This is a genomic window from Actinoallomurus acaciae, from assembly GCF_042429965.1.
Classification (GTDB): Bacteria; Actinomycetota; Actinomycetes; order Streptosporangiales; family Streptosporangiaceae; genus Actinoallomurus; species Actinoallomurus acaciae.
This window is the reverse complement of record NZ_JBHLZP010001269.1, coordinates 1-607: the sequence shown is the minus strand read 5'-3', so window position 1 is coordinate 607 and position 607 is coordinate 1. Positions and strand designations below refer to the sequence as shown.

General features: G+C 45.8%; 1 protein-coding gene and 1 pseudogene. One reads left to right on the top strand and one right to left on the bottom strand.

The window, feature by feature from the left end:
* The coding region (mobA, locus tag ACFFNX_RS52615) for a plasmid mobilization protein MobA (RefSeq protein WP_168420797.1) at positions 1 to 223 on the top strand (223 nt) is incomplete at its 5' end.
* 234 nt (positions 224 to 457) lie between these two features.
* Here the strand turns inward: mobA and lsoB are convergent.
* Positions 458 to 607: pseudogene (gene lsoB, locus ACFFNX_RS52610) on the bottom strand (type II toxin-antitoxin system antitoxin LsoB); the annotation flags it as partial.

Below are 607 nucleotides of genomic sequence, written 5' to 3'. Positions count from 1 at the left end.
ATGCGGCAAGACCGTTTCTGGTTTTTTACGGGCGGCAGCTCTCGGTAAGAAAGTTAACTCACTGACTGATGACCGGGTGCTGAAAGAAGTTATGCGACTGGGGGCGTTGCAGAAAAAACTCTTTATCGACGGCAAGCGTGTCGGGGACAGAGAGTATGCGGAGGTGCTGATCGCTATTACGGAGTATCACCGTGCCCTGTTATCCAGGCTTATGGCAGATTAACTTCCCGGAGAGAAACTGTCGAAAACAGACGGTATGAACGCCGTAAGCCCCCAAACCGATCGCCATTCACTTTCATGCATAGCTATGCAGTGAGCTGAAAGCGATCCTGACGCATTTTTCCGGTTTACCCCGGGGAAAACATCTCTTTTTGCGGTGTCTGCGTCAGAATCGCGTTCAGCGCGTTTTGGCGGTGCGCGTAATGAGACGTTATGGTAAATGTCTTCTGGCTTGATATTATATTGGAATGCCTTTTTTCAAAGCAAATGATGTGGCTTTGGATAGAAGGTTTACGTTGATCTTATCAAAGTTTTTTTTAAAGAACGAAGCCGAGAGCTCAGATAAATCATTATATTCATCAGTTTTCGTAACTTTGTTTAATGTGTA